This window comes from Psychrobacter sp. 16-MNA-CIBAN-0192, assembly GCF_040309565.1.
Lineage (GTDB): Bacteria > Pseudomonadota > Gammaproteobacteria > Pseudomonadales > Moraxellaceae > Psychrobacter.
The window spans coordinates 1-248 of record NZ_JBEOOX010000570.1; the positions used below are offsets into that span (position 1 = coordinate 1).

The 248-nt window shown below is 48.4% G+C and carries 1 pseudogene; it reads right to left on the bottom strand.

What is annotated here, in order from left to right:
* Positions 1-248 (bottom strand): annotated as a pseudogene (locus AAEY78_RS14420) (hypothetical protein); the annotation flags it as partial.

The window sequence follows — 248 nt, forward strand, 5'->3', positions numbered from 1 at the left end:
GAACCATTAGCGCATGTGCGGTTGTGGTGGCTGCATCTTCATTGAAAACGCCCATAGATTTAGGCACGTAGTAAACGTTTGCACCGCTGGTTTTCATTTTACCAATGCGATAAACGCTGTACTGGTCGCCAAATGGTTCGCCGGTTGGCTCGTAGTTTGAACCGTCTAAGCCTGAGAAGAACGCCGCGCCACGGTCTGATACAAACAAGTCATAACCACTGATTGCCATGTTAATAGCAGTCGATAGG